We start from the raw sequence: 21,169 nt of genomic DNA, 5'->3' as shown, positions 1-21,169 counted from the left end.
ACGCGGGGAAGGGAGCGCCGGCCGCCGCGCAGCATGGCCGGGCTCGCGGCGCGCGCCCGCCGGCGCGGCCTGTGGATCTCGCCGCTCACGCTTCGCATCCTGGCGATCAATGCCATCGCGCCGGCGCTGCTCGTCTTCGGCCTGCTCTATCTGGACCAGTACCGCGCCGGCCTGGTCGAGCAGAAGGCGCATGCGCTGGCGGTGGAGGCCAACCTGATCGCCGGCGCCATCGGCGAGAGCGCCTTCGCCGGCCCGCCGGAGATCCCCGGCCTCGAGATCGAGATGGCGCGCCAGATCACCCGCCGCCTGGTCGCCGCGACCGGCAGCCGCGCCCGACTCTACGATCTCGACGGCTCGCAGATCGCCGACAGCCGCAGCTTCGTGGTGGCGGGCTCCGAGGTGGAGCGGCTCGACCTGCTGCGCCCGCCGGCCGAGGAGGCGCTGTTCGAGCGCATCGCCGATGCGTTCTATCTCGGCCTGGCGGCGCTGTTCACCGGCCCCGATCCGGTCGAGCCCTATGACGAGGCGGCCTCGACCCCGAAGGACTTCCCGGAGATCGTCGAGGCCATGCAGGGCGAGACCGCGGTGCGCATCCGCCGGCTCGGCGACGGCACCCGCGTGGTCACCGTGGCGACGCCGATCCAGGCGCTGCGCAAGATTCGCGGCGCGCTGCATCTGACCACCGTCGCCGACGACGTGGAGCGACGGGTGCGGGCCGAGCGGGTGACGATCCTCCAGCTGCTGCTCGGCGTGCTCGGCCTGACCGTGCTGCTCTCGCTCTTCCTCGCCGGCACCATCGGCCGGCCGGTGCGCCGCCTCGCCGTCGCCGCGGTGCGCGCCCGCGCCGCCCAGGGCCGCAGGGTGGAGATCCCGGATTTCGCCCATCGGCGCGACGAGATCGGCGACCTCTCGACCGCCTTGCGCGGCATGACCGACGCGCTCTATGCCCGCATCGAGGCGATCGAGAGCTTCGCCGCCGACGTGGCGCACGAGCTGAAGAACCCGCTCACCTCATTGCGCTCGGCGCTCGAGACCATCGCCCGGTCGGAGGACGAGGAGCAGCGCAAGCGCCTGATCCGTATCTGCGTGCGCGATATCGGCCGGCTCAACCGGCTGATCTCCGACATCTCGGACGCCTCCCGCCTCGATGCCGAGATGGCGCGCTCCGAGGCGGAGCCGATCGACCTCGCCGCCATGCTGGGCGCGCTGGCCGAGATCCATGCCGAGACCGCCGGCGACGGCGCGCCGACCATCGAGCTCGATATCGGCCCCGGCGACATGAACGTGATGGGCCTGGAAGGCCGGCTCGGCCAGGTCGCGCGCAACCTGCTCGACAACGCGATCTCGTTCTCGCCGGCCGGCGCGCCGATCACCCTCCGGCTCCGCCGCGACGGCCCGCGGGTTGTGCTGGAAGTCGAGGATCGCGGCCCCGGCATCGCGCCGGAAAACCTGGAGAAGATCTTCGACCGGTTCTATTCCGACCGCCCGGCCGGCGAGCGCTTCGGCACCCATTCAGGGCTCGGGCTGGCGATCGCGCGCCAGATCGTCGAGGCGCATGACGGGCAGATGATCGCCGGCAACGCCGTCGACGCCGCGGGCCAGCGCATCGGCGCCAAGTTCACCGTGGTGCTCCCGGCCCGCTGAGCAGGGCCGCTTCCAGGTCGCCGAGCCGGTCCTGGCCGAAGAACATCGTCTCGCCGACGAACATGGTGGGCGAGCCGAAGGCGCCGCGCGACACCGCCTCCGCGGTGTTCGCCTTCAGCTGCTCCTTCACCAGCGGCGTCGCGGCGCGGGCCAGGATCGCCTCGGCGTCGAGGCCGGCCCCGGCCACCGCGGCGCGCACCACCGCCGCGTCGCCCATATTGCGGCCCTCGGCCCAGATGGCGCGGAACACGGCGCTCACATAGGCCTCGAAGCAGCCGAGTTCCTCCGCCGCGACGGCGCCGCGCATCAGGGCGAGAGTGTTGATCGGGAAATGCGGGTTGCGCTGGAACGCCGTGCCGATCCGCTGCGCGGTCCGCTCCAGGTCGAGGCTCTGCCATTGCCGCTTCGGCGGCACGATGACCGGCGGCGGATTACCGGTCAGCTTGAACACGCCGCCGAGCAGGAACGGCCGCCAGACCAGATTCGCCCCGGCGCGCCGCGCCACTTCCGGCAGCTGCAGCGCGCAGAAATAGGTCCAGGGGCTGCCGACGTCGAAGAAGAACTCGATCACCGGCGGCGCGGGGCGCGGCGGCGGCGGGCGCAGCGCCCGCGCCTTGCCGATCACCCGCACCGTCTCGCTCCAGCTGACGATCTCGCGCACCTCGTCCAAGGTCTTCCAGGCGGCGTTCATGGCGTCGTCGCCCGCCACCGGCTCGCCGGACATCCACTGCGCGGTCAGGTCGATCAGCGTGTAGTGGCTGCGGATGCGGCCGTCGTCGTCGCGCTGCACCGCGTCGATCACCTCGACCAGCACGGGCGGGCCGATCTCGATGCCGGTCTCCTCGCGCACCTCGCGCGCCGCCGCCTCGGCCACGCTCTCGCCGAGCTCCTGCAACCCGCCGGGCAGGCTCCACTGGCCGCGCCTGGGCTCCTTGCCGCGCTGGATCATCAGCACGCGCTCGCCCTGCCAGACGACCACGCCGACCCCCACCATCGGCAGCGACGGATATTCGCGGTTCATGCGGTCCTCTCCCTCGGCCGCTATGCTAGCGCCAACCTGGAGGAAACCCCATGAGCGAGCTGGTCACCCGCCGCGACGACGGCAATGTCGCCATCCTGACTCTCAATCGGCCCGATCAGCTGAACGCGCTGAGCCCGCGCCTGTTCGGCGAGCTGCGCTCCCATGTCGATGCGCTCGCGCAGCAGGGCGAGACGTTCGGCGCCGTGTTGCTGACCGGCGCCGGCCGCTCGTTCTCGGCCGGCAACGACCTCAAGGCGATCGCCGCCGGCGAGACGGCACCGCCGCATTTCCAGGCCGAGACGATCGAGCGGCTGGAGGCGCTGCCGCAGGTCGTGATCGGCGCGGTGCGCGGCCATTGCTATACCGGCGCGCTGGAGCTGGTGCTCGGCTGCGACCTGATCGTCGCCTCGGAGACGGCGCGGTTCTGCGACACCCACGGCAAGTTCGCCATGGTGCCGCAATGGGGCATGTCGGTGCGCCTGCCGGCCCGGATCGGCCTGCCGAAGGCGCGCGAGATGATGTTCACCGGCCGCGTGGTCGACGGCTGCGAGGCGGAGCGGATCGGGCTCGCCAATCGCTGCGTCGCCGATGCCGAGCTCGACCAGGCCGCGCTCGACCTGGCGAAGCAAGTCGCCGCCAACTCCCCCTGGACGCTCCGCCACGAGAAGGCGCTGCTGGCCCGGGCCGGCGACCTGCCGCGCGCCCAGGCGATCCGCGAGGAACGCGAGAAGGGCGTCGGCCGCGGCCCCGATTCGGCCGCCCGGGTCGCCGCCTTCGCCAAGCGCTGACCGTCCTCTTCTAAACCTCTGATCGAATTACTACATCAGCAGGGCTCGATGGCCGGCGAGGAACCGCTGGCCGTCAACTAGGCCATGTGGACTCATTGACTTCTGCTGCACCGCAGCGCAACCTTCGCGCCCCATGCTTCTGGTGCACGGCACCTGTGTGGACCTCGACGGAAGGGGGATCTTGTTGAGGGGACCGTCGGGCTCCGGCAAATCGGATCTGGCGCTGCGTCTGATCGATGGCGGCGCCAAGCTCGTTGCCGACGATCAGGTCGAGCTGCGCCGCGACGGCGGGCGGGTGCTGGCCCGTGCGCCGATCACATTGTCGGGCCGGATCGAAATCCGCGGCCTCGGCATTGTTTCCCTGCCCTATGTAACGGACACGGCGCTGTACGGGATCGTCGACCTGGTGGCGCCTGAGGCCGTGGAACGCATGCCGGAGCCGCGGAAGGTCGCCTTGCTGGATGCCGAATTTCCGGTCGTGTCGCTGGCGCCGTTCGAAGCCTCGGCGGCGGCCAAGCTGCGCCGCTTCGCCGGGCTGATCGGGGCGCCGTGAGCCTCTCCGCCTGGCGCACCATGATCGTCACCGGGCTCTCGGGCGCCGGCAAGTCCTCCACTTTGCGCGTGCTGGAGGATCTCGGCTACGAGGCGATCGACAACCTGCCCTTCGCGCTGCTCGGCTCGGTCGCCGACATGGCGGCCGAGCACCTCGGTTCCTCGGTCGGGCTCGCCATCGGCATCGATGCGCGCACCCGCGGCTTCGACCCGCAGGCGATGGTCGCCGCCGCCGCCGGGCTGCGCGCGCGCAACGAGCTGCATTTCGAGCTGCTGTATCTGGATTGCGATTCCGAGGTGCTGGCCCGGCGCTTCACCGAGACGCGGCGGCGCCATCCCCTCGCGCTCGACCGTCCTGTGGCCGACGGCATCGCCCGCGAACGGCATCTGATGGCGCCGCTCCGCGACGCGGCCGATCTGGTGATCGACACGACCGACCTGCCGGTACCCGATCTGCGCCGCCACATCACCCAGCGCTACGCGCCGGACGAGAGCCCGCGACTGCATGTCGACGTGATGTCGTTCTCCTACAAGCGAGGCCTGCCGCGCGAAGCCGATCTCGTCTTCGACGTGCGCTTCCTGCAGAATCCGTATTATGTGTCGAGTCTGAAGCGGATGACCGGGGAGCGGCCGGAAGTGCAGGCCTATGTCAGCGACGATCCCGCCTTCGCCGATTTCTTTGCCAAGCTGACCGACCTGCTCGGCGCCCTGCTGCCGCGCTACGGTCACGAGGGCAAGAGCTATCTCACCATCGCCATCGGCTGCACCGGCGGCATGCATCGCTCCGTCTTCGTCGCCAGCCGTCTGGCGCAACGGCTGCTCGAGGGCGGCTACAAGGTGGCGCTGCGCCATCGCGACATGCAGGCTGGCGTCTGATGCAGGGACAGGGAATCAGATGATCGGTGTCGTGGTCGTCACCCATGGCAGGCTGGCGGAGGAGTTCATCGCCGCCACCGAGCATGTGGTCGGCAAGCAGAAGGGCATGCGGGCGGTCTGCATCGGCCCGGACGACGACATGGAGCAGCGCCGGCAGGAGATCCTGCAGGCGATCGGCGAGGTGGATACCGGCGCCGGCACCATCGTGCTGACCGACATGTTCGGCGGCACGCCCTCCAACCTCGCCATCTCCACCATGGAGCGGGCCAATGTCGAGGTGATCGCCGGCGTCAACCTGCCGATGCTGATCAAGCTCGCCAGCGTGCGCCAGAACGGCTCGATCGCGACCGCCGTCGCCGCGGCGCAGGATGCCGGCCGCAAATACATCAACGTCGCCTCGAAGATCCTGGCCGGCGCCGGCAAATGAGCCAACCGAGCGCGCCGCTTCGGCGCGTCGTCACCATCTGCAATCCCCGCGGCCTGCATGCCCGCGCGGCGGCCAAGTTCGTCAAATGCGCCGCCCTCTATCCGGCCGACGTGGTGGTCGCCAAGGACGGCACCGAAGTGACCGGCCAATCGATCATGGGCCTGATGATGCTGGCGGCCGCCTGCGGCAGCGAGATCGAGATCACGGCCTCCGGCGAGCAGGCGGCCGAGGCGCTGGCCGCGCTCTGCGCCTTGGTCGAGGCCGGCTTCGAGGAGCTCTAGGGGCGCCGCAGGCGGGCGAAGGCGCGGCGGCGGAAGCGGTCGGCACGTTCCGCACCCAGCAGCATTTCCATGATGTGCACCAGCGACATCGCCGGTGCGCTCCAGATCACCGGATCGCCGCCGCGGTCGATCGCCTCCAGCAGCCTGTCGCCGTAGCGCTCGGCCGCCTTCTCGAAATCGGCCAGGATGCCGCGGATACGGCCACTGACGGCGAGCTCTTCCGCAAGCAGGCGGATCTCAGCAATGGCGGCGGCGCGCCGCTCGGCCCGGGCCACGGCGCCGGTCGCCGCCACCTCGGTGAAGCCGGTCGGCTTCAGTTGCGCCCGCTCGCGCCAGCCGGGCACGAAGCCCGCGAGCAGGATCTCCTCCGCCTGGTCCAGCACCGCGGTGTCCAGCCGCGCGGCGATGGTGGCGCGCAGCGCGGCGATGCGCCGGCCGGCCTCGCCGGTCTTGGGCAGGCCAACGGTGCCGGCAAGACCGTGCACGATGCGCACCACGACGCGCGCGGCGGCGATGATGCGCCCCTCCTCGTCCGGGGCCGCCGCGGTGTCGGTGGCGCCCAGCACCGCGGTCTCCATCGCGTCCACCACGCGGTCGAGCAGCGTGACCCCGATCGGCTCCCAGCGCGTGCGGCCGCCCTCGCGCGTATAGAGCGCCCGCACCACCCGCGCGATCTCCTCCGGAAAGCGGAGCCGCGCCGCCACCGCATGCAGCAGGGCGCCGGCCGCGCGCGGATCGCGGGCACGCGCGATCTCGCAGGCCTCGGCGATGAAGCGCACGTGCTCCGGGCCGAGTTCCGGCACCGGCGTGAAGGGCAGCGACCGGCGCAATGCCTGGATATCGGCGCCCACATGCAGGCAGGCGGCGATGACGGCGAACTCGGCCGCGCCGCTGCGCACCGCCTTGTCCATCATCTGGGCGGCGGCGTGCCAGATCGCCGCCAGCGCCGCATCCTCGGCGGCATGGCTGACATCGGCCGGCAGCGCCGCGAAGCGGTCGAGGGCGGCGCTGAGGGCGGGTGTCGGCTGGCGCTCGGCCACCGACAGGAAAGCATCGACCAGCCGCCGCTCGACACGGCCCGACGGCCCGGTCGAGCGATCGGGCTGGGCCTCATCCTCGGCAAGGAGATCGGCGAAGGGCAGCGTCAGGGCGTAGGCCGCATCGCGTCGCGGGGTACCGCGACCGCCCGCGAGCTGCGGCTTCAGCGCGGCCAGCGCCATGGCGGCGCCGACCGGCTTGCGGCGGCCATCGCGGCGTTCGGAACCGGGCGATGCGATCACAGGCGCAGCCTCAGGCCGCCACCACGCGCCCGGCCCGGCGCGCGACACGGGCGACGCGGTCGATGTCGACTTCGCCGAGCAGATCCTTGGCTGCCTGGCCGGCTAGCGCGCCGCGCGCGGTGCCGCGCTGCAGATCGACACCCGGCAGCGGCGGCGTCACCTGGGCCAGCAGCGCCACGAGCTCGCGCTGCGCAAGACGCGGCCCGCCCTCGGCAAGCCCCCATTGCTCCAGGATGGTGTCCCAGCCATCGGCGACCCAATCGGCCTCGGCGGTGCGCAGGCCGAGCGCCGCCCGCGCCTCGGCACTGGAGGTCAGGCGGCGCATATCGGACAGATCCTCGTCGACGGCGCGGATCAGTGCCCCCAACCGTTCATGCGTGGCATCGGCGATCTGCAGCAGCGCGACGACGCTGCCCGCGGTCTCGATCGGCTCCTCCAGCGCGAAGCGATGCATCGCCTCCGCGAAGGCGCCGAGCCTTGCATGCAGATGGCGCAGCCGGTCATCGGCGTCGCCGCGGCTGCCCGTGCCGATGCCGGCGACCGACACGGCGACTTCGCCCAGCCGGTCGAACAGCTCGGCGGGCGCAAGACCCAGATGCGGCGCCGCCGCAATCAGGCCGGCCTGCACGACATCCTGGCGGAAGCGCGCATGGGCGCCGCGGGAGAGCTCCGCCGCCGCCTCCGGCGCGGTCTCGGCCAGCAGGCGCGACAGCAGCGCGGCGTGCACGAAGTGGCGCAGCACCGTCTCGGATTGATGCTCGCGCCGCACCGCCTCCGCCCGCACGATGCCGAGCACGCCGCTCGCCGCCACTTCGCGGGCGATGCGGCGCGCATCGGGGGGAAACAGCGGCCCGCGCGTGAAGCACAAAGCTTCCCAGAGCAGCCGGTCGTGCACGGTGAGCTGCGCCAGCTCCGGCAGATAGGTCCAGGGAATCATGTAGTCGCCGCGGCTGCCGACCAGGCCCGGCACGACGAACTCGCGCACGCTTTCGGGCCCGAGCCGAGCCCGGGCGAACCGGATCACGGGCGTGGTGAACGGCAGCGACGCGCCGCGGAGGCGCACGTAGTTGTCGTTGAGCTGCGCGAGCGGCGTCGGCGACACGGAAACCCCTTGGCCGCATCACACCGGCGGCATCGGCGACATTGTCGGGGCGCGCGGTTAAGGAACCGTCCATTCGGCACGCCGGAAACCGGCGCGGTAACCGATGGATAACCATGCGCCCCGACCTTCGCCGACCGGCCGCCGGCATTGGCGGCCTGGCCCGATCCACGGCGGCTGCGCCCGCAACACGGTCCTCTCCGCGCAGTCTCGCGCGCCAGCGGTTGCTTGACTCGAATTTTCGGCCCGGCCTATCGTCCACTTTATCGGAACTTGGTTCCAATTATTGGAACTTAGGGTAGATCTTGCGTCTAGGGATTGAAGCCGGGGAATGAGCCTCGCCAACGCCGCCGCGGTGCTGCACTGGCTGAAGCGCGACCATCTCGATGTCGCGGTCGGCGAGCTCGCGGCCGCGATGCGGTGGCCGAAGAGCACGACCTCGCGGCTGCTCAGCGAGATGCAGAAGCTCGGCTTGCTCGAGCGCGACCCGGTGACGCGGCGCTATCGCCTCGGCCTGCTGATGCTGGAGCTTGCCACTCGGTACCGCGCGGGAGAGCCGGTGGTGGAAGCGGCCGACGCCGCGCTGGCGGAGATAACCCGGCGCACCGGCCATTCGACCGGCATCTCGCTGCTCGACGGCATCGAGGTGGTGGTGCTCCGCTCGCGCGCCGGCACCCAGCCGCTTCGCGTGGTGACGCCGCCCGGCGACCGCGGCCCTGCCTGGGCCTCCTCCACCGGACGGGCCCTGCTCGCACGACTGCCCGATGCGGAGATCGCGCGCCGTTTCGTGCGCTTCCCGACCACCGCACGGCCGGCGGCCCCGGCCTCGCTGGGTGCCCTGATGCAGCGCATCGGCCGCGTGCGCATCCAGGGCTGGGAGGAAGCCGCCGACGAACAGATTCCCGGTCTCGGCGGCGTCGCCGTGGTGATCCACGACCCGCATGCCGGCGAGGCGATGGCGCTCTACGTCGCCTTTTCGGCGCTGCACGTGAACCGGCAGGAGCGCCGCGAACTCGCGCAGATGCTGCTGGAAGCGGCGGCGCAGCTGCGCGGCCGGTTCGGCATCGACGCGGAATTCGGCACTGAGCCGGTGGCATCGAGATTGCAGAGGCGGGCGCATGGCTAGCACCGCCGACACTGCCCCCCTCCTCGCCGCCCTGCCGGCGCCGCCGCGCGCCCGCGTTTCGCCGGTGGCCTGGCTGGTCGGCCCGGCGCTGCTGCTCTTCGTCGTCTTCTTCGTGCTGCCGTTCGGCGCCATGGCGCTGCTCTCGTTCCTCAGCGGCAACCCGGCCAGCAACCCGAACGTCTACTTCACCACCCGCCACTACGAGCGCCTGGTCGGCGACAGCCTCTATGTTGAGGCGCTGGTCGCGACGCTCCGCATCGGATTCGTCACCACCATCGTCTCGCTGCTGGTCGGCTACCCGCTCGCCCATTGGATGGCGCGCATGCATTCGCGCCTCGGCCACGCGGCTCTGCTGATGGCGGTGATCGCGCCGATGCTGACCGGCATCGTGGTCCGCACCTTCGCCTGGATGACCTTGCTGCAGGACCGCGGCGTGATCAACACCACCTTGATGGCCTGGGGCTGGACCGACCAGCCGGTCAAGCTGATGTACAACGAGTTCGGCACCATCGTGGCGCTGGTCCACATCTATGTGCCGTTCATGGTGCTGACGCTCACCGGCGTGATCGGCCGCATCGACGAGCGGCTGGAACAGGCGGCGCGCAGCCTCGGCGCCGGCCGCCTGCGCGCCTTTTACGAGGTGACCCTGCCGCTCAGCCTGCCCGGCATCATGGCGGGCTCGCTCCTGGTGTTTGCCCTCTCGATCAGCGCCTATGTGACGCCGTTCCTGATGGGCGGCACCGACGTGCTGACCCTGCCGATGCTGATCTACCAGCAGGTCTCCTCCAGCTTCAATCTCGGCTTCGCCGGCGCGCTCGGCGTCGTGCTGCTCGCCGTCTCGCTGATCGTGGTGATCGCCTACAACCACGTGCTCGGCCGCTTCGCCGGCGCGGAGAAGATGGCATGAGCGCCCGCCGCTTCGATGCCGGCCGGGCCGGCTATTTCGCGCTGAACGGCGCCATCGTCACGTTTCTGCTGGCGCCGATCGCGATCGTCGCGGTCTTCGCCGTCAATCCGACGCCCTATATCTCCTTCCCGCCCGTCGGGGTCACCTTGCGCTGGTTCGAGAAGTTCTTCTCGAGCGAGGATTTCATGAACGCGCTGTGGCTGTCGCTGCAGGTCGCGGTCGCGGTGCTGGTCCTCTCCATGCTGATCGGCGCCGCCTGCGCCCTCGCCCTCGCCCGCGGCAACCTGCCGGGCGCGCGCGTGCTGACCGCGTTCTTCATGTCGCCGCTGATGCTGCCGGCGATCCTGACCGGTCTGGCCCTGTTCCAGATCTATCTCCTGGCCGGGATCGGCCGGCCGGTCTGGGGCCTGATCATGGGCCACACCCTGGTCGCGGTGCCCTATGTGCTGCGCACCACGCTCGCGGTGCTGCACAATTTCGACCGCCGGATCGAAGAGGCCGCCGCCATCCTCGGCGCCTCGCCGGTCCGCATCTTCTTCGAGGTGACCTTGCCGCTGATCCGCCCCGGCGTGGTCGCCGGCGGCATCTTCGCCTTCATCGTCTCCTTCGACCAGTTCCCGATCTCGCTTTTCCTGGTGCTGCCGAAGGGCGAGACCCTGCCGGTCGTGCTGTTCAACTACATGAAGTTCGACCTCGACGGCGCCATCGCGGCGGCGTCGATGGTGTCGATCGTCATGGCGATCTCGGTCGTTCTGCTGCTGGAGAAGCTGATCGGCCTGAAAGCGTACGTGAAACTCTAAGCCTTGGAGGGGCACCCAATGACGAAGCGCACCATCTCTCGACGTACCGTGATGCAGGTCGGCGCGGCGGCCGCCGCCACCTTCGCCGCACCCGCCATCCTGCACGCCCAGACCGCGACCCTGAAGATCACCACCTGGGGCGGCAAGTGGGGCGAGATCATGAAAGGCAGCGTGCTGCCGGCCTTCGAGAAGGAGCACAAATGCTCCGTCTCGGCCGACCAGGCCTTCCCCTTCGTGCCCAAGCTGCAGGCGAGCCCGAAGAAGGACCCGATCTACGACGTGCTGCACACCAATTCGAACGAACAGTGGAAGTGCCTCGTCGAAGGCCTGGTGGAGCCGAAGCTCGACACCAAGAAGGTGCCGAACCTGGCCGACGTCTATCCCTATGCGATCAGCGAAAGCATCGTCGGCGTGTCGATCTTCACCTCGGCGATCGGGCTCGGCTACCGCACCGACAAGGGCCTGGCGAAGCCGACGTCCTGGAAAGACCTCGCCGATCCGAAGCTCGCCGGCATGCGCGGCGGCTACCTGATCCCGGTCAACAGCCTGGGCCAGGCGCATCTGATGATGCTCGGCAAGATCTACGGCAAAGGGTTCCAGGATCTCGATGCCGCCTACAAGGCGCTCGAGCAGCTCAAGCCGATCAAGCTGTTCGACTTCACCGGCCAGATGGAGAAGGCCTTCCTCTCCGCCGAGGTGTCGATGGGCGTGATCCACGACAGCGGCATCTACCGCTATGACGGCCAGAACCAGCCGATCGACTTCGCCATCCCGAAGGAAGGCGTGCCGGCGCTGGAGCAGGTGCTCTCGGTCACGCCGGGCAGCAAGGTGAAGGAGCTGGCCTACGCCTATATCAACTACATGCTGCGGCCGGACGTGCAGAAGCAGCTCGCCGAAGGCGTCTGGTACTCGCCGTCCAACAAGAAGGTCAATCTCGACGCCAAGTACGACGCGCGCCTGTTCAACACCCCGGAGAAGGTGGCGCAGCTGATCCAGATGCCGTGGAAATGGTACAACGAGCGCAAGGACGACATCGACACCCGCGTCGCCCGCATCCTGAAGAGCTAAGCGTTGCAGGGCGCCTCCGCGAGCGCGGGGGCGCCCTCATCGCGTGCCGAAGAGCTCGCATGAACACGACCTCCGCCTCGATCCGTCTCGATGCCGTCAGCAAGAGCTATGACGGCCGCGTCATGGCTGTCGACGACGTCACCCTCGACATCCAGCCGGGCGAGTTCTTCTCCCTGCTCGGCCCTTCCGGCTGCGGCAAGACCACGACCTTGCGCATGATCGCCGGCTTCGAGAGCGTCGACCGCGGCCGCGTCGTCGTCGGCGGCACCGACATCACCGACGTGCCGGTGCACAAGCGCGACATGGGCATGGTGTTCCAGTCCTATGCGTTGTTCCCGCACCGCACCGTGGCGGAGAACGTCGCCTTTGGCCTCCGCATGCGGGCGCTGCCCAAGGCCGAGATCACCGAGCGGGTCAAGGCCGCGCTCGCTTTGGTCGAGCTCACCGGCTACGAGGACCGCCGCCCCGGCCAGCTTTCCGGCGGCCAGCAGCAGCGCGTGGCGCTGGCCCGCGCCACCGTGATCCGCCCGCCGGTGCTGCTCTGCGACGAGCCGCTCGGCGCGCTCGACCGCAAGCTGCGCCAGCAGATGCAATTCGAGCTGAAGCAGCTGCAAAAGCAGCTCGGCGTGACCCTGGTCTTCGTGACGCACGACCAGGAAGAGGCGCTGGCGATGTCCGACCGCATCGCGGTGATGAATGCCGGCCGGATCGAGCAGATCGGCACGCCGGCCGAGATCTACGAGCGGCCGAAGACCCGCTTCGTCGCCGACTTCATCGGCGAGATCAACCTGTTCGACGGCGTCGGCAGCAGCGCCTCGGCGATCCGGCCCGAGAAGGTGGTGATCGGCGCGCCCGGCAATGGCGGCCTCCCGGGGCGCATCGAGACGGCGAACTTTCTCGGCGGCCACACGCTCTACCGCGTCACCGCCGATGATGGGCGCCAGATCCTGGTCAAGGAAACCAATATCGGCGACCGGCCCACCCGCGCCATCGGCGAGCCGGTGGCGCTGAGCTGGGACCCCGCCGACATGGTCCAGCTGGAGGGCTGAGCATGGCACGCAAGCTCGGAATCGCCACCATCGGCCAGGCGCCGCGCGATGACATCGCCGCGCTGTTCGCCGCCCATGTGCCGGCCGGCACCGAGGTCGTGCTGCGCGGCTGCCTCGACGGCCTCTCGGATGCCGAGATCGCCGCGCGCCCGCCGGAAAGCGGCGCCGATACGCTCTATACGCGGCTGCGCGGCAACCGCGACGTCAAGATTTCCAAGCGGCACGTGATCGAACGTTCGCCGGGCGTGATCGCCGCGCTGCGCGCCGATGGCTGCGACGCCATCGTCTATGCCTGCACCGGCGATTTCCCGCCGATGCCGGGCGATGCCGGCGTGCTGTTCCCCTCCCGCGTGCTGAACGGGCTCGCTTCGAGCCTGCTGCCGGAGGGCCGGCTCGGCATCCTGCTGCCGCTGCCGGAACAGGCCGAGAAGCTGATGGCGAAATGGCAACGCCCCGGCCTCGAGATCGTGGCCGAGGCGCTGAAGCCCAGCGCCGATGTCGCCGAGGCGGCCGAGGCCGCGCAGCGGCTCAAGGCGAAGGCGCCGGACGTCGTGGCAATGGACTGCATGAGCTACACGCCGGCCACCAAGGCTGCCGTCAAGCCCGCGCTCGGCGTGCCGACCCTGCTCGCCATCACCGCCACCGCCCGCGTGCTGCGCGAGATGCTGGAGTGAGCAACGCGACAGGCTTCCACCTCCCCGTCACTTTCATTCTCGGACACCGGTAGATGCAACTTCGCGACATCACCCTCGACGACATCGAATCGCTCGCCGTCGGCGCCTGGATCCTGGGTACCGGCGGCGGCGGCTCGTCCTATCTCGGCCTGCTCAACATGCGCGCGCTCTATGCCGAGGGCCATCGCGTGCAGCTGATGCAGCCGGAGGACCTTGCGGACGACGACTGGGTCGCGGCCGTCTCCAACATGGGCGCGCCGCTGGTCGGGCAGGAGCGGCTGACCGACAGCCGCACCATCGCGCGCGCCGTCGCGCTGATGGAGGAGCATACCGGCCACACCTTCCGCGGCATCATGGCGCTGGAGATCGGCGGCGGGAATTCGATCCAGCCGCTGATGGCCGCCGCGCATCTGAAGCGACCGGTGATCGATGCCGACATGATGGGCCGCGCCTATCCGGAAGCACAGATGACCTCGGTCGCGGTCGGCGACCTTAAGCCCTACCCGCTCACCACCGTCGATGTGCGCGGCCTGGAATCGGTGGTCGAGAAGGTGCCGACCTGGAAGTGGATGGAGCGGGTCAGCCGCAAGATCTGCGTCGAATACGGCTCCATCGCCTCGACCTGCAAGGCGCCGCGCAGCGGCGCCGAGGTGAAGCGATGGGGCATCCACGGCACCACCACCAAGGCGATCAAGATCGGCACCGCCGTGCGCAAGGCGCAGAAGGCGCATGAGGACCCGATCGCGGCCATCCTCTCGGTCGAGCCCGGCAAGGTGCTGTACCGGGGCAAGGTGGTCGACGTGGAGCGTCGCGCCACCGAGGGCTTCCTGCGCGGGCGCACGCGGTTCGACGGCAGCGACGACTGGCGCGGCGCCACGATGGAGCTCGACTTCCAGAACGAGTGGATCGTCGCCCGCCTCGACGGCCAGCCGATCGCCATGTCGCCCGACCTGATCTGCGTGCTGGACAGCGTCTCCGGCGAGGCGGTCGGCACCGAGACGATCCGCTACGGCCAGCGCGTCACGGTGATCGCGCTGCCGCCGCCGCCGGTCTTCCTGACCGAGCGCGGGTTGCATTTCGTCGGGCCCCGCGCCTTCAACTACGACATCGATTTCAAGAGCGTGTTCCAATCATGAGACGGATCGGTATCGACGTCGGCGGCACCAACACGGATGCGGTGCTGATCGAGGAAGGCAAGGTGGTGCGGGCGGTCAAGGCGCCGACCAGCGAGGACGTGACCGGCGGCATTCTGGAGGCGCTGGCCAAGCTTGGGCAGACCGGCGAGGTGGCCTCGAAGCCGGTCGACGGCGTGATGATCGGCACCACGCATTTCATCAACGCGGTGATCCAGCGCAAGCACCTGAGCAAGGTGGCGGCGCTCCGCCTCGGCATGCCGGCCGCGGCCTCGCTGCCGCCGTTCTGCGACTGGCCGCAGGATCTGGCGGAGATCGTGCGCGGCGGCGTGTGGATGGTGGAAGGCGGCCACGAATATGACGGCAGGCCCTTCATGCCCTTCGATGCCGAGGGCGTGCGCAAGGCGGCGCGCGAGATGCAGGCGAAGGGCCTCAAGGCGGTCGCCATCTCGTCCATTTTCTCGCCGCTGGACCCGAGTCACGAGCGCCAGGCGGCGGAGATCGTCGCCGCCGAGGTGCCGGGCGCCGTCATCACTTGCTCCTCCGATCTCGGCCGCATCGGCCTCTTGGAGCGCGAGAATGCCGGCCTGCTCAACGCCGCGCTGGCCGATCTCGCCCGCGACACCATCGCCGCCTTCGAACACGCAATCCGCGACAGCGGCATCCGCGCAGCCCTCTTCATCACCCAGAACGACGGCACGGTGGCGGAGGCGGCGCAGGCGGCGAAGCTGCCGGTCTACAGCTTCGCCTCCGGCGCGACCAACTCGATGCGCGGCGCTGCCTATCTGTCCGGCCTGGCGGACGCGATGGTCGCCGATGTCGGCGGCACGACGACCGATATCGGCCAGCTCCGCCACGGCTTTCCGCGCGAGGCCAATTCGGTCGTGCAGATCGGCGGCGTGCGCACGCTGTTCCGCATGCCGGATCTCTATTCCTTCGGCCTCGGCGGCGGCAGCCATGTGGCGCTCGGCGACCGCAACCGCGGCACGAAGATCGGCCCGCTTTCGGTCGGCTATCGCCTGATGAAGGACGGCATCGCCTTCGGCGGCCAGCAGCTCACCACCACCGACATCGCCGTCGCCGCCGGCAAGCTCGATCTCGGCGACCGCCGCCGCGTTGCCGATTTCGACTCCGCCACCTGCGACCGCGTCTTCGCCGAGGCGAAGCGAATGGTGGAAGAGTCGGTCGACCGCATGAAGACCGAGGCCGGCAGCGTGCCGCTGATCGCGGTCGGCGGCGGCGCCTTCCTGATCCCGGACAAGTTGGAAGGCGTCTCCGAGGTGATCCGCGTCGCGCATGGCGACTGCGCCAACGCGGTCGGCGCCGCCATCGCCCAGGTCTCGGGCGAGGTCGATCAGATCTTCCGCGACCTCACCCGCTCTGATGCCATCGCCCAGGCAACCGCGATCGCCAACGACCGCGCGGTCGCCGCCGGCGCCGACCGCACAACGCTGAAGACCATCGAGACCGAGGACATGCCGATCGCCTACCTGCCCGGCAACTCGCTCCGCGTGCGCGTGCGGGTCGTCGGCGACGTGGCGAGCGGATAGCGCCTGTCGAGCCATTCGTCTTGCCCGGGCTTGACCCGGGCATCCACGGCTTTCGGCGGCGCTACGGATGGGCGTGGGTGGCCGGGTCAAGCCCGGCCACGACGAAGCAAATAATAGATCAGAAGAACGCGATCGTCCGGATCTCGATGCTCTCGCGCGGCGGCGCGTCGGCCGGCGCGTTCGGATCGACGAAGGCGGTGTGCGCGGTGAAGCGGGCGCGGCCGGGGTCGCTGTCGAAGCACTTGATCAGCACCACCTCATCGCGCGCCATGTCGGGGAAGTAGAACCAGCGGTGCTGCGGGTTGAAGGCGACCGCATAGGTCTCGCCCAGCCGGTCGCGATAGATCAGGTCGCTGGCGACGAAATCCTCCGGCCCCATGCTGGTCGCGTCGCAGAGCGCGAGCGGGCGGTCCTGCAGCGGCCCGCGGATCGGCCGCCACACGTTGATGAAGGCGAAGCGGCCTTTCAGCAGCCGCTCGGCTTCGTCCGCCGGCAGCAGGTCGCGCACGCGTTGCGGGCCGGACGTCTCCGTGTAGTCGTTATGCGCGCGCGTCACCGCGTCGCGGAAGCCGGTGCGCCCCGGCGCGGCGGTGCGGATCGTGTGGTCGAACACGATGACCCGGCTGGCGCCGGTCTCGGCGGCGACCAGCCGCTCCATCTCCGGGTAGTAGACCGACTTTATCTCATGCGTGTCATAAAGATCGCTCATGGCCGTCGGCCGCCGCAGCAGCGCGAAGCCTTCGCGGTCGAGATCGAACTTGTCGGCGAGCGGCCGGCCGTCGCGGATGCCGACCGCGGTCTCGAGATAGCGGCCCGAGCGCATCGGCTTTCCAGGCGGCGGATCGAAGGTGTAGCTGTAGGGCTTCTCGGCGGTCGGCACGATGTAGTTGATCAGGCCCTGCACCAGTCCCGCCTCGGGCCGCACCGCGACGCTGACATTCATCTTCCCTCTCCTCGATCCGCAGCAATCGTTCGAGAGGAGACCTGTGGCGGCGGCCACGCTTCGTCAAGCCGCCGCAATCACGCCTTGAACGCTGTGAATTGGGACGCCGTGGATTTCCCGCTCAGTCGTGCATCGCGACGGCGAGATCGTCGCGCGCGCCGGCCGCTTCCAGGAACAGATCGATCACGCGCTCGCCTTGCGGGCCGAGCCGGCGCCGCAGCGCATGCGTGCCGATCAGCTCGACCCGCACCGGCCCCGACAGATCGCCGGTCAGCGCGTCCCAAAGTGCATCAAGATTGCCGCCGAAATGCGGCGGCAGCCCGAGCTCGCGCGCCAGCAGCGCATAGAGCTCCGCCAGCGAGGTCACGCCGTCGAGCCGGATCGACACCGTCTGCATCAGGGCCTCATCGCGGAACCTGGTGGAACCGCCGGTAATGGTCGACCGTCACGTAGATCAGCCGGTCGCTGGAGAAGACCAGCCGCTTCGCCCCGCGGCGGCCGCAGACATAGTCGAGATCGGCCTCCGTCCAGGTCCGGCCCGGGCGGTCCTGCAGCCGCTTCTCGCGATTGCCGAACCGGTCGCCGCCGATCGACCTGCCCATCGCGAACTCGCAGAGATCGCGGCCCGGCCGCCAGCCGAGCTGCTCGGCGCGGGACTTGGTGACGTAGCGGTCGGGCAGCCGGCCCCGGCTCTCGATCGATCGCACCGTCTCGATGAAGCCGCCGACATCCTTCAGGCCGTGGCCCTGCGCGAAGGCCTCGAGCGCCGCGTCGCTCGCCGCGAAGGCAGGCCCGGACAGCAGCACGAGCAGCAGGATTCGCAACAGGTGACGCATGCCGGATCTTGCCCCGCCCTGGATTCCCGCTCATGTAATGACCCCCGGACCAGAACGGCAAGGCAGGAGATGGCGGCAGCGGACGGCATTCTGATCGGCAGGAGCCCGGCACCGGATTCGGCACCGTCGGTCCTGCTGCCGAAATTCGGCAACCGGCACGGCCTGATCGCCGGCGCCACCGGGTCCGGCAAGACCGTCACCCTGCAGGTGATCGCCGAGCAGTTTGCCGCCCGGGGCACGCCGGTGCTGGTCGCCGATATCAAGGGCGACTTCTCCGGCATCGCGGCGCCGGGCACGCCGAAGCCGCATTTCACCGCGCGCGCCGAGCTGCTCGGCCTCGATGCGCAGGACTTCGCCGCGCCGCCCGCGCTGTTCTGGGACCTGTTCGGCGACCAGGGCCACCCCGTGCGCACCACGGTGTCGGAGATCGGCCCGCTCCTGCTCGGCCGCATGCTGGACCTGAACGAGACGCAGACCGGCGTGCTCACCATCGCGTTCAAATATGCCGACGACCAGGGCTTGCTGCTGCTCGACCTCAAGGACCTGCGTGCCGTCATCCAGCATGTCGCCGAGAATGCCAAGGCGCTGACCAAGGAATACGGCAACGTCTCCGGCGCCTCGGTCGGCGCCATCCAGCGCGCCCTGCTGACCCTCGAATCGCAGGGCGCGGAGCACTTCCTCGGCGAGCCGGCGCTGGACCTCGCCGACCTGATGCGCGTCGACGCCCAGGGCCACGGCACGGTCAGCGTGCTGGCCGCCGACCGGCTCTACCGCGAGGCGCCGCGGCTTTACGCCACCTTCCTGATCTGGCTGCTGTCGGAGCTGTTCGAGGATCTGCCCGAGGTCGGCGATCTCGACCATCCCAAGCTGGTGCTGTTCCTCGACGAGGCGCATCTCCTGTTCGACGACGCGCCCAAGCTCCTGACCGACAAGATCGAGCAGGTGGTGCGCCTGATCCGCTCCAAGGGGGTCGGCATCTGGTTCGTCACGCAGAACCCGCTCGACCTGCCGGATAGCGTACTCGGCCAGCTCGGCAACCGGGTGCAGCACGTGCTGCGCGCCTTCACCCCACGCGACCAGAAGGCGGTGCGGGTGGCGGCCGAGACGTTCCGGCCCAATCCGAAGCTCGACACCGCCCGCGTCATCACCGAGCTCGGCGTCGGCGAAGCGCTGGTCTCCTTCCTCGACGGCAAGGGCACGCCGCAACCGGTCAAGCGCTGCCTGGTCCGGCCGCCGCGCTCCCGCGTCGGCCCGCTGACGCCGGAGGAGCGCCGGCAGCTCATCGCCACGAGCCCGCTCGGTGCCCGCTATGACAACGCCGTCGATCGCGACTCTGCCTACGAGCGGCTGGCCGGCCGGTCGGAAAGCGAGAGACCGCCGCCGGCCGCCAGGCCACGCGCCGGGTCCGTCCCGTCGACCCGGGCGCCCCGCCCCTCCACCCGCGCCGGCGCCGGCGAGCGGCTATTTGGTAACCTTGCGGCAAGCGTCGGACGCGAGATTGGTCGCCAGCTGATCCGAGGCCTGACGGGCACCTTGCTGAAAGGAAGCCGGCGGTGAACGACATGAGCCGGGCTGCCAAACCGAAGATTTCCACCCAGGGCCCGTCGATCAAGGGCCTGGCGCCGGAGGACGACGCCCTGGTCGAGGCCGCGCGCGCCGCGATCCGCAAGCGCTACCAGCCCGGCCGCCACCATATCGGCGCCGCCGTGAGGACTGCCGCCGGCAAGGTCTATACGGCCGTGCATCTCGACACCTATGTCGGCCGTGCCAGCGTCTGCGCGGAGGCGATCGCGCTCGGCCGCGCGCTGCACGACGACAACACGCCGGTGGTCGCCGTCGCCTCAGTCCGGCATCCCCGGCCGACCGAGCCGAACCAGGCCATCGGCATCGTCGCCCCCTGCGGCATCTGCCGCGAGATGCTGGCCGATTTTGCGCCCGGCTGCCGCGTCGTCGTGCCCGACGAAAAGGGCGCCCATACCCGCACCATCGAAGCCCTGCTGCCGAACAAGTACCGCCGGCCGGGGTGATCTGATCTTCACCGCAGAGGCACGCGGAGGAAAAGAATCCCTCCCTCGGCGCAAGCCGGGGGAGGGTTGGGTGGGGGTGGCTCCGCATCGGCGACGTCGCGTCAATCGGCACCGCCCCCACGCAACCTTCCCCCACGTTGCTGCGCAACGCGAGGGCGGGCTTCTCTTCGCGCCCTCCGCGGCGATCTTTGCTATGCTGGATCGATGCGGGGCATGCTGGCTTTCCTGCTGGTGATGGTGAGCGCGTCGGGCGCCTTCGCCCAGGCGGCGATCGATTTCGGCCGCTACCACGCGCTGGTCATCGGCAACAACGACTACCGCCATATCCCCAAGCTCAGGACGGCGGTCAACGACGCGCGCGCCATCGCCGACGTATTGAAGGGCAAGTACGACTTCAAGGTCGAGCTGCTGGTCAACGCCGATCGCGACACGATGATACAGGCGATCAACCGCTATCGCGGCCTCGGCGACCGCGACAACCTCGTGATCTACTATGCCGGCCACGGCGTGCTGGACGAGGCATCCGACCGCGGCTTCTGGCTGCCGGTCGACGCCGAGAAGGGCAACGAGGCGCGCTGGATCGACGTCGCGACGATCAGCGGCAACCTGCGCGCGATGAATGCGCGCCACATCCTGGTGATCGCCGACAGTTGCTATTCCGGCACCTTGACCCGGGCGGCGCCGGCCTCGCTGGCGCAGAACGGTAACCGCGACGCCTGGCTTGCCCGTATGCGCGAGCGCCGCGCCCGCATGGCGCTGGTCTCCGGCGGGCTCGAGCCGGTACTGGATGGCGGCGGCGGCGGCAATTCGGTCTTTGCCCGCGCGGTCATCAACACGCTGCGCGAGAACGAGGGCGTGCTGCAGGGCGGCGAGCTGTTCAACCAGCTGCGCGGCCGGGTGGTCGCCAATGCCGACCAGACGCCGGCCTATAACGACATCCGCTATGCCGGCCACGAGGGCGGCGACTTCATCTTCGTGCCCCGCGGCGGCGCGCGCGCGCTGTCCGCTCCCCCCGCCGCGGCGGGGCCGGCCGCCGCGCCGGCCAGTGCCGACCAGATGGAGCTCGCCTTCTGGGACGCGATCAAGAA

The 21,169-nt window shown here is 69.9% G+C and carries 23 protein-coding genes; 17 read left to right on the top strand and 6 right to left on the bottom strand.

Annotation, left to right across the window (positions count from 1 at the left end; genetic code table 11):
• Window positions 1–33: 33 nt before the first annotated feature.
• Window positions 34–1,644 (top strand): sensor histidine kinase, encoded by a 1,611-nt coding sequence (locus DT074_RS18550; protein ID WP_119421357.1) that lies wholly within the window; start codon window positions 34–36, stop codon window positions 1,642–1,644.
• Here the strand turns inward: DT074_RS18550 and DT074_RS18545 are convergent.
• Complete coding sequence (locus DT074_RS18545) at window positions 1,619–2,665, bottom strand: DsbA family protein (RefSeq protein WP_119421356.1); 1,047 nt, start codon at window positions 2,663–2,665, stop codon at window positions 1,619–1,621. The two genes, DT074_RS18550 and DT074_RS18545, sit on opposite strands and share 26 nt — an antisense overlap.
• Window positions 2,666–2,715: 50 nt before the next feature.
• Between DT074_RS18545 and DT074_RS18540 the strand changes: the two genes are divergently transcribed.
• The 5 genes from DT074_RS18540 to DT074_RS18520 all read left to right on the top strand — a co-directional run bounded on the left by DT074_RS18540 (window position 2,716) and on the right by DT074_RS18520 (window position 5,589).
• Window positions 2,716–3,453 carry an enoyl-CoA hydratase/isomerase family protein gene (locus tag DT074_RS18540; RefSeq protein WP_119421355.1) on the top strand — a complete coding sequence of 246 codons (738 nt, stop codon included), beginning with the start codon at window positions 2,716–2,718 and terminating at the stop codon, window positions 3,451–3,453.
• Between the two features lie 133 nt (window positions 3,454–3,586).
• Window positions 3,587–4,006 carry an HPr kinase/phosphorylase gene (locus DT074_RS18535; RefSeq protein ID WP_119421354.1) on the top strand — a complete coding sequence of 140 codons (420 nt, stop codon included), beginning with the start codon at window positions 3,587–3,589 and terminating at the stop codon, window positions 4,004–4,006.
• Window positions 4,003–4,881, top strand: coding sequence for an RNase adapter RapZ (gene rapZ, locus DT074_RS18530; RefSeq protein ID WP_368744760.1), 879 nt, complete (start codon window positions 4,003–4,005; stop codon window positions 4,879–4,881). The genes DT074_RS18535 and rapZ overlap by 4 nt, the downstream gene beginning before the upstream one ends.
• Before the next feature lie 19 nt (window positions 4,882–4,900).
• The gene (locus DT074_RS18525) at window positions 4,901–5,308 is read left to right on the top strand and encodes a PTS sugar transporter subunit IIA (RefSeq protein ID WP_119421353.1); all 408 of its coding nucleotides are present in this window, start codon (window positions 4,901–4,903) and stop codon (window positions 5,306–5,308) included.
• Window positions 5,305–5,589, top strand: a complete 285-nt coding sequence (locus tag DT074_RS18520) for an HPr family phosphocarrier protein (RefSeq protein ID WP_119421352.1) — start codon at window positions 5,305–5,307, stop codon at window positions 5,587–5,589. Before DT074_RS18525 ends, DT074_RS18520 begins: the two co-directional genes overlap by 4 nt.
• On the opposite strand, the gene DT074_RS18515 is transcribed toward DT074_RS18520, so the two are convergent.
• Together DT074_RS18515 and DT074_RS18510 are read right to left on the bottom strand one after the other, a co-directional pair.
• Entirely contained in the window at window positions 5,586–6,869 is a 1,284-nt protein-coding gene (locus tag DT074_RS18515; RefSeq protein WP_162915002.1) for a hypothetical protein, read from the bottom strand. The genes DT074_RS18520 and DT074_RS18515 overlap by 4 nt on opposite strands.
• 10 nt (window positions 6,870–6,879) lie before the next feature.
• Entirely contained in the window at window positions 6,880–7,971 is a 1,092-nt protein-coding gene (locus DT074_RS18510; protein WP_119421350.1) for a hypothetical protein, read from the bottom strand.
• A 328-nt stretch (window positions 7,972–8,299) separates the two neighbouring features.
• Here DT074_RS18510 and DT074_RS18505 point away from each other — a divergent pair, with 328 nt between their 5' ends.
• From DT074_RS18505 to DT074_RS18470, 8 genes are read left to right on the top strand one after another with little or no spacing between them, the layout of a single operon-like run.
• A complete protein-coding gene (locus DT074_RS18505) occupies window positions 8,300–9,094 on the top strand; it encodes an IclR family transcriptional regulator (protein ID WP_119421349.1) in 795 nt (264 codons plus the stop codon).
• A gap of 31 nt (window positions 9,095–9,125) precedes the next feature.
• Entirely contained in the window at window positions 9,126–10,001 is an 876-nt protein-coding gene (locus DT074_RS18500; RefSeq protein ID WP_438503695.1) for an ABC transporter permease, read from the top strand.
• Entirely contained in the window at window positions 9,998–10,801 is an 804-nt protein-coding gene (locus DT074_RS18495) for an ABC transporter permease (protein WP_119421347.1), read from the top strand. The genes DT074_RS18500 and DT074_RS18495 overlap by 4 nt, the downstream gene beginning before the upstream one ends.
• Before the next feature lie 18 nt (window positions 10,802–10,819).
• Window positions 10,820–11,869 carry an ABC transporter substrate-binding protein gene (locus DT074_RS18490; protein ID WP_119421346.1) on the top strand — a complete coding sequence of 350 codons (1,050 nt, stop codon included), beginning with the start codon at window positions 10,820–10,822 and terminating at the stop codon, window positions 11,867–11,869.
• 59 nt (window positions 11,870–11,928) lie between these two features.
• Window positions 11,929–12,918: an ABC transporter ATP-binding protein gene (locus tag DT074_RS18485; protein ID WP_119421345.1), complete on the top strand. Its 990-nt coding sequence runs from the start codon at window positions 11,929–11,931 to the stop codon at window positions 12,916–12,918.
• 2 nt (window positions 12,919–12,920) lie between these two features.
• A complete protein-coding gene (locus DT074_RS18480; RefSeq protein WP_119421344.1) occupies window positions 12,921–13,592 on the top strand; it encodes an AroM family protein in 672 nt (223 codons plus the stop codon).
• Between the two features lie 53 nt (window positions 13,593–13,645).
• Window positions 13,646–14,728, top strand: coding sequence for an S-methyl thiohydantoin desulfurase family protein (locus DT074_RS18475; RefSeq protein WP_119421343.1), 1,083 nt, complete (start codon window positions 13,646–13,648; stop codon window positions 14,726–14,728).
• Window positions 14,725–16,275 (top strand): hydantoinase/oxoprolinase N-terminal domain-containing protein, encoded by a 1,551-nt coding sequence (locus DT074_RS18470; protein WP_119421342.1) that lies wholly within the window; start codon window positions 14,725–14,727, stop codon window positions 16,273–16,275. Before DT074_RS18475 ends, DT074_RS18470 begins: the two co-directional genes overlap by 4 nt.
• A 118-nt stretch (window positions 16,276–16,393) precedes the next feature.
• On the opposite strand, the gene DT074_RS18465 is transcribed toward DT074_RS18470, so the two are convergent.
• The 3 genes from DT074_RS18465 to DT074_RS18455 all read right to left on the bottom strand — a co-directional run bounded on the left by DT074_RS18465 (window position 16,394) and on the right by DT074_RS18455 (window position 18,054).
• Window positions 16,394–17,218, bottom strand: coding sequence for a CmcJ/NvfI family oxidoreductase (locus DT074_RS18465; RefSeq protein ID WP_119421341.1), 825 nt, complete (start codon window positions 17,216–17,218; stop codon window positions 16,394–16,396).
• A gap of 121 nt (window positions 17,219–17,339) precedes the next feature.
• Window positions 17,340–17,615 carry a barstar family protein gene (locus DT074_RS18460; RefSeq protein ID WP_119421340.1) on the bottom strand — a complete coding sequence of 92 codons (276 nt, stop codon included), beginning with the start codon at window positions 17,613–17,615 and terminating at the stop codon, window positions 17,340–17,342.
• Between the two features lie 7 nt (window positions 17,616–17,622).
• Window positions 17,623–18,054, bottom strand: coding sequence for a ribonuclease domain-containing protein (locus tag DT074_RS18455; RefSeq protein WP_119421339.1), 432 nt, complete (start codon window positions 18,052–18,054; stop codon window positions 17,623–17,625).
• A gap of 69 nt (window positions 18,055–18,123) precedes the next feature.
• On the opposite strand from DT074_RS18455, the gene DT074_RS18450 reads away from it, so the two are divergent.
• From DT074_RS18450 to DT074_RS18440, 3 genes are all read left to right on the top strand, one after another.
• Window positions 18,124–19,611 (top strand): helicase HerA-like domain-containing protein, encoded by a 1,488-nt coding sequence (locus DT074_RS18450; RefSeq protein WP_119421338.1) that lies wholly within the window; start codon window positions 18,124–18,126, stop codon window positions 19,609–19,611.
• Window positions 19,612–19,616: 5 nt separating this feature from the next.
• Entirely contained in the window at window positions 19,617–20,081 is a 465-nt protein-coding gene (locus DT074_RS18445; protein WP_162915001.1) for a cytidine deaminase, read from the top strand.
• A 213-nt stretch (window positions 20,082–20,294) separates the two neighbouring features.
• A partial coding sequence (locus DT074_RS18440) for a caspase family protein (protein WP_162915000.1) occupies window positions 20,295–21,169 on the top strand: 875 nt, incomplete at its 3' end.

The organism is Desertibaculum subflavum (assembly GCA_003576705.1).
In the GTDB taxonomy this organism is placed as follows: domain Bacteria; phylum Pseudomonadota; class Alphaproteobacteria; order Ferrovibrionales; family Ferrovibrionaceae; genus Desertibaculum; species Desertibaculum subflavum.
This window is presented reverse-complemented; position numbering and strand designations above follow the sequence as displayed.